This window comes from Noviherbaspirillum sp., assembly GCF_035944575.1.
GTDB lineage: Bacteria > Pseudomonadota > Gammaproteobacteria > Burkholderiales > Burkholderiaceae_D > Noviherbaspirillum.
Genome location: NZ_DASZBA010000029.1, coordinates 21,941 through 28,564 on the forward strand (window position 1 = coordinate 21,941; position 6,624 = coordinate 28,564).

The 6,624-nt window shown below is 60.9% G+C and carries 7 protein-coding genes; 3 read left to right on the forward strand and 4 right to left on the reverse strand.

All coding sequences use genetic code 11. From position 1 onward, the window contains the following. Positions 1–5 precede the first annotated feature (5 nt). A complete protein-coding gene (locus tag VGU61_RS01790) occupies positions 6–902 on the forward strand; it encodes a M48 family metallopeptidase (protein WP_326857381.1) in 897 nt (298 codons plus the stop codon). 23 nt (positions 903–925) lie between these two features. On the opposite strand, the gene VGU61_RS01795 is transcribed toward VGU61_RS01790, so the two are convergent. Further along, positions 926–1,723, reverse strand: coding sequence for an exodeoxyribonuclease III (locus VGU61_RS01795; RefSeq protein WP_326857382.1), 798 nt, complete (start codon positions 1,721–1,723; stop codon positions 926–928). A gap of 253 nt (positions 1,724–1,976) precedes the next feature. Between VGU61_RS01795 and pyrE the strand changes: the two genes are divergently transcribed. Both pyrE and VGU61_RS01805 read left to right on the forward strand, forming a co-directional pair. Next, a complete protein-coding gene (pyrE, locus tag VGU61_RS01800) occupies positions 1,977–2,642 on the forward strand; it encodes an orotate phosphoribosyltransferase (protein WP_326857383.1) in 666 nt (221 codons plus the stop codon). Positions 2,643–2,695: 53 nt separating this feature from the next. Further along, positions 2,696–3,352, forward strand: a complete 657-nt coding sequence (locus tag VGU61_RS01805; protein WP_326857384.1) for a DUF4124 domain-containing protein — start codon at positions 2,696–2,698, stop codon at positions 3,350–3,352. Between the two features lie 82 nt (positions 3,353–3,434). Here VGU61_RS01805 and gatB read toward each other — a convergent pair whose 3' ends face one another. The 3 genes from gatB to gatA form a co-directional block, all read right to left on the reverse strand. After that, the gene (gene gatB / locus VGU61_RS01810; protein WP_326857385.1) at positions 3,435–4,895 is read right to left on the reverse strand and encodes an Asp-tRNA(Asn)/Glu-tRNA(Gln) amidotransferase subunit GatB; all 1,461 of its coding nucleotides are present in this window, start codon (positions 4,893–4,895) and stop codon (positions 3,435–3,437) included. A 61-nt stretch (positions 4,896–4,956) separates the two neighbouring features. Next, the gene (locus tag VGU61_RS01815) at positions 4,957–5,451 is read right to left on the reverse strand and encodes a hypothetical protein (RefSeq protein WP_326857386.1); all 495 of its coding nucleotides are present in this window, start codon (positions 5,449–5,451) and stop codon (positions 4,957–4,959) included. Then, positions 5,448–6,624 (reverse strand): Asp-tRNA(Asn)/Glu-tRNA(Gln) amidotransferase subunit GatA (gatA, locus tag VGU61_RS01820; RefSeq protein ID WP_326857387.1); only part of this gene is annotated, 1,177 nt, incomplete at its 5' end. The genes VGU61_RS01815 and gatA, both read right to left, overlap by 4 nt.

Here is a 6,624-nt window from a genome sequence, read left to right on the forward strand (position 1 = left end):
AAGGCATGAACCGTTTTCTCTCAATGGCCGTCATTGCGGCAATATTTACCTGTTCGCAGCCGGCGCTGGCCGCCAAGGAGTCCGTCTCCCCGGACGGGGTCAAGGTGGAGAAGATGTCGCGGCTGCGTACGCTCGTACCCGAATCCGAACTCAATGCCGCCGCCGGACAGCAATACGCCGAATTGCTCCAGCAGGCGAAGCAGAAAGGCGTGCTCGTGCCGGACTCGCATCCGCAGGTGCAGCGCTTGCGCGCAATCGGAGAAAGGATTATCCCGCAGGCAAAGCGCTGGAACGAAAGCGCCCCCGGATGGCAATGGGAAATCAACCTGATCAACACCGAAGACATCAATGCCTTCTGCATGCCCGGCGGGAAGATCGCCTTCTTCAGCGGCATCCTGACCAAGCTGAAATTGACGGATGACGAAGCCGCCATCATCATGGGCCATGAGGCTGCCCATGCGCTGCGCGAGCACAGCCGCGAACGCCTTGCGAAATCCGGCATAACGAATGTGGGCGCAAGTGTGCTCGGTTTCGGGCTATCGGCGCTGTTCGGCATCGATCCCAACGTGACCAATACGGTTGCCGAAGCAGGCGCGAGTCTCGCCATCCTGAAATTTTCCCGCAGCGACGAGACGGAAGCCGACCTGGTCGGCCTCGATATCGCCGCGCGCGCCGGCTACGATCCGCGCGCCGGCATCACCTTGTGGCGCAAAATGGGCATGGTCAGCAAGAATGGGCCGCCGCAATGGCTCTCGACCCACCCGGCCGGCACGGCGCGCATTGCACAGATGGAAAAGCACATGGCGCAGGTGCTGCCGCTGTATGCAAAGGTGAAAGGCGTGCCGGTCAAGTCGTTGCCGCCTTACGAAAGCAATGTGAAAGGGATTGAGCCGGTGAAATAAGAACCCGGCTCCGCACTCCCTGATTACTTTGCAACCGCCAGCAGGGATGACGCGCCGTCGTAATCGATGATCAGCGGCGCGTGGTCTGAGAATCGCTCATCCTTGTAGATGGACACCGCATTCGCCTTCGCCGCAATCTCCGGCGTGGTGATGTGGTAATCGATGCGCCAGCCGACGTTCTTTGCCCAAGCCTGCCCCCGGTTGCTCCACCAGGTGTATTGCTCCGGACGCGTATCCACGCGGCGGAAGGTGTCGACGAAGCCGACTTCATCGAAAATGCGGGTCAGCCACGCCCGTTCCTCGGGCAGGAAACCGGAATTCTTCTTGTTGCCCTTCCAGTTCTTCAGATCGATTTCCTTGTGCGCGATATTCCAGTCGCCGCACAGCACCACTTCCTGGCCGCAGGCCTTCAACTTCTCCAGGTGCGGCAGGAATACCTCCATGAAGCGGAATTTCGCCAGCTGCCGCTCCTCGCTGGAGGAGCCGGACGGGCAGTACACCGAAATCACGCTGAGCTTGCCAAAATCGCACTGGATATAGCGGCCTTCCGCATCGAACTCGGTGCAGCCGAAGCCGACCTGCACCGCATCCGGCTCATAGCGGGAGTAAATGCCCACGCCGGAATAGCCTTTCTTCTCCGCATAATGGAAGTGGCCGTGATAGCCGGACGGCGCCAGGAAATCGGGCGTCATATCGCCGGCCTGGGCCTTCAATTCCTGTACGCAGACGAAATCGGCGGATTGCTTCAGCATCCAGTCGAAGAAGCCCTTTTTCGAGGCGGAGCGGATGCCGTTGAGATTGGCGGAGATGATTTTCAGCATAGCGGGAGATAGGAAAAAGACGCCGGTAAGGATAACCGATCGTCCGGCAGCCGGGAATGAGAACGGCGGCCGGCGATATGCATTTACAATGCCGGTTTGTTTCAGTCCCGTCCTATCGCTAGTGTGTTGCAAGCGACATTGCACGGTCCCCTCCCTCTGTCAGGGGGAGGAACAGGCCAGCGATGTTTTGTGACGCAGTGTTTCTGGCGACAGGGGGATCCCCTGTCGCCATTTCATCACCTCCGAGGTAATCTTGACCAACGTTCGCCAACAATTCATCGAATTCTCCGTATCCGCCGGCGTACTGCGCTTCGGTGAATTTATCACCAAGGCCGGCCGCACCTCGCCGTATTTCTTCAACGCCGGACTGTTCAACGATGGCGCCAACCTCGGCAAGCTCGCCGATTTCTACGCGCAGACCCTGATCGATTCCGGCATTGAATTCGACATGCTGTTCGGCCCGGCCTACAAGGGCATCACCCTGGCCTCGGCCACTGCCGTCGCGCTGGCGGCAAGAGGACGCAACGTGCCGTTCGCCTTCAACCGCAAGGAAGCCAAGGACCACGGCGAAGGCGGCACCATGGTAGGCGCGAAACTGCAGGGAAGGGTGGTCATCATCGACGACGTGATCTCCGCCGGCACGTCGGTGCGGGAGTCGGTCGACATGATCCGCGCCGCCGGCGCGACGCCATGCGCGGTGCTGATCGCCCTCGACCGGATGGAACGTTCCGGCAAGGACGACGCGCTTTCCCCACATTCCGCTGTGCAGGAAGTGACACAGGCGTATGGCATGCCGGTGATTTCTATTGGCAACCTTGACGATTTGTTGGAATATATCTCCGATGCCGGTGCCCATCCGGAACAGGCGCAGTACAAGGATGCTGTCGCCGCTTACCGGCGCCGTTATGGCATCAATTGATAATTCAATAACAAAGTTGCGGATTTCATTCCGCAGCGCCAAATGGAGGCGGGATGCGGAGTGGCTGGGTTTTCCTGTGTTTGCTGATCGCGCATGGCGCCGCCCAGGCGCAGATTTTTTCATGCAAGGACGCATCCGGCCGCATGATCACTTCCGACCGCCCGATGCCGGAATGCGCCAATCGCCCGATGCGCGAACTCAACAAGTCCGGCATCGTGGTCCGCGAAATCCAGGCGCCGCTCACACCGGAACAGAAGCGGGAACTGCAATTGCTGGCCGAACGGCGCAAGGCCGAAGAAGCTGCCCTGGAAGCGCAGCGCAAGAGTGACCTGCTGCTGCGCTCGCGCTATCACAGTGAGAGCGATATCGACCATGCACGCAAGCGCGCCCTGGGCGTGCTGGAAGAGCAGGCCAAGAACGACGCTGCGATGCTGGCTGCGGCGGAAAAGAATCTGAAGTCGGTAAATGTCGATCTGGAGGTGTACCGGAAGAAAAATCCGGTGCTGCCTCCCGTTGCGCAACGCAGGCTTGACGAGGCGAATGAGGCAGTCGTGAAGGCACAGAAGGCCAAGAGCGAACGGGAAGCCGAGATGCAGCTCACCAACGTGAAGTTCGATGAAACCCTGAAACGGTATCGGGAGTTGGTCAGCGGGACGTCCGCGCCCGGGCATGCCGCAATAGGCGGGAAGGCGGCGGCTTCGTCGAATTAAGCGCTTTTCGGCTGGCTGCCCCTGCTGGCAGGGGACTGGCTTCATCATCTTCCTGGCTTTCCCGACGGCGCCGCCAGCCAGATCACCCCGCCAGCTTGCTCTTCAACAGCTCCGTCAGTTGCGCCGGGTTCGCTTTCCCCTTCGTCGCCTTCATCGCCTGGCCGATCAGCGCATTGAATGCCTTTTCCTTGCCGGCGCGGAATTCCTCCACCGACTTCGCATTCGCCGCCAACACCTCGTCAATGATCTTCTCCAGCGCGCCGCTGTCGGAAATCTGCTTCAAGCCCTTGGCTTCGATGATGTCGTCGGCCAGCGTCGGCTTGTCGGACGGCGTCTCCCACATCGCCGCGAACACTTCCTTGGCGATCTTGTTGGAGATGGTGCCGTCGGCGATGCGCTGCAGCAGCAGCGCAAGCTGCTCCGCCTTCACCGGCGCGTCGGCGATGTCGACGTTTTCGCGGTTCAGCGTGGATGACACATCGCCCATCAGCCAGTTGGCGGCGGGTTTGGCCTGCTCCTTGCCGGCCTTGGCGACCACCGCTTCGAAATACGCCGCCATCGCTTTCGATTGCGTCAGGACCGCGGCATCGTACTCGGGCAGGCTGTAGTCGCGGGTGAATCGCTCGCGCATTGCACCCGGCAGCTCGGGCATCGAAGTCCTGACCCGCTCGATCCATTCCTGCGCGATCACCAGCGGCGGCAGATCGGGGTCGGGGAAGTAGCGGTAATCCTGCGCGTCTTCCTTGCTGCGCATCGACCGTGTTTCCTTGCGGTCCGGATCGTAGAGCCGGGTTTCCTGCACGACCTTGCCGCCGTCCTCGATCAGTTCGATCTGGCGTCGAACTTCATAGTTGATCGCGTCTTCCAGAAAACGGAAGGAGTTCAGGTTCTTGATTTCGCAGCGGGTGCCGTATTCCTTCTGTCCGACCGGCCGCACCGAAACGTTGGCGTCGCAGCGGAACGACCCTTCCTGCATGTTGCCGTCGCAGATACCCAGCCACACCACCAGCGAATGCAGCGCCTTGGCGTAGCCCACCGCTTCGGCCGCACTGCGCATGTCCGGCTCGGTGACGATTTCCAGCAGCGGTGTGCCGGCGCGGTTGAGATCGATGCCTGACATGCCCTGATAGTCTTCATGCAGGGATTTTCCGGCGTCCTCTTCGAGGTGGGCACGCGTGAGCTGGACCGAGCGCATCTCGGCCTTGCCGTCCTTTTCCAGCACGAAGGAAACGCGTCCGCCCTGCACGACCGGTATTTCATACTGGCTGATCTGATAACCCTTGGGCAGGTCGGGATAGAAGTAATTCTTGCGTGCGAAAATCGACTGCGGCGCAATCGTAGCGCCGACTGCCAGGCCGAACTGGATGGCACGCTCCACCGCGCCCTTGTTCATGACCGGAAGGACGCCGGGCAGCGCCAGATCCACCGGACTTGCCTGGGTGTTCGGCTCGGCGCCGAAGCGGGTCGACGCGCCGCTGAATATTTTTGATTGGGTCGAGAGCTGCGCATGCGTCTCCAGACCGATGACGACTTCCCATTGCATAGTGACCTCACTTCGTAATCTGTATGTCCTTCCCCGTCAGGGAAGGATGAAAATTGGTTTGCTACTGTTCGTAGCGGCAGTCGCCGGTCTTCAGGTCCACCGACAACTCAGAAAAATTCATGCGCGATCCGCACAGGGCAGGGCAGGTCGGCTTGATGTTCAGCATGTCGCCGTTCCGTTCCAGCCGGATGGTGCAATTGAGTCCGCGATCGAAGTCGTATCCGCGCCGGTCCCGTGCGGTGCGCGCATCGGTAAGCGCAATGCGCCAGCTCGGGTTCTTTGCATCCTCGCGCACTTCGGCTTTCAAGCCGTCGCCCTGTTCGATGCTGCAATCAAAGCCATGCGTACTGCGATGCAGGGCCGACTCCCACCGAAACGCATCGATGCGATCACCGCGAAGCCGGATCTCGCCGTTGTCGGCATAGATAACCCGCTCGCCGCCTTCGTCGCGCGTCACGCTGCAGGAAAATCTGGCGTCCAGTTGCTGCGCGACAGCGACCGTGCCGCATGCAAGCAGCAGTATCGGCAGCAACGAGCGAACGCGGCGCTTTTTCAATTGACGCCTTCCGGCTTGCGCAGATGCCAGTCGGTCGCGAGCTGGAATTGGTGCGCGACGTTCAGCAACCGTGCTTCTTCGAAATAGTTGCCGATGATCTGCAGACCCACCGGCCGCTTGCCGTTCTTGTCGCCCTGTCCGAAACCGCAGGGTATCGACATGCCGGGCAATCCCGCGAGGCTGGTCGACAGCGTGAAGATATCGGCGAGATAGTTGGCAACCGGATCATCGGCCTTGTCGCCAAGGTCCCACGCCACTGTCGGCGCGACCGGTCCCATGATGACATCGCATTGCTGGAATGCGTTACTGAAGTCCTGCGCAATCAGGCGGCGGATTTTCTGGGCTTGCAGGTAGTAGGCGTCGTAGTAACCGTGTGACAGCACGTAGGCGCCAACCAGAATGCGTCGCTTGACTTCGTCGCCGAAGCCCTCAGCGCGCGATTTGCGGTACATGTCGCCCAGGTCCTTGTATTCCCTGGCGCGGTGGCCATAGCGCACGCCGTCGAAGCGGCTCAGGTTGGACGATGCTTCGGCAGGCGCGATGACGTAATACACAGGAATCGACAGCTCGGTTTTCGGCAGCGAGATGTCGACCAGCGTCGCGCCGAGCTTTTCATATTCGGCAAGCGCCGCGCGGACGGCCTGCTCGACATCGGACGCCAGTCCCTTGCCGAAGTACTCACGCGGCACGCCGATTCTTAACCCTTGCAGGCTCTTGTCCAGGTCGCGGCCGAAGTCTTCCCTGTCGCCGCCCTTGCCGGGTTCGAGGCTGGTCGAGTCGCGCGCATCGAAACCCGCCATCGCATTGAGCAGCAGCGCACAGTCCTCGGCCGACTGCGCCATGGGGCCGCCCTGGTCGAGCGATGATGCAAAAGCGATCATGCCGAAGCGGGATACGCGGCCATAGGTCGGCTTGATGCCGGTCACGCCGCAGAAGGACGCGGGCTGGCGGATCGAGCCGCCGGTGTCGGTCGCGGTTGCCGCGGGTGCAAGCCGCGCGGCGATGGCCGCCGCCGATCCACCCGATGATCCGCCTGGCACCGCTGACTTGTCCCATGGATTCTTCACCGGACCGAAGTGCGAGTTCTCGTTGGATGAGCCCATGGCGAATTCATCGCAGTTCAGCTTTCCAAGCGTGACCATGCCTGCTGCATGGAACTGTTCGACGACGGCT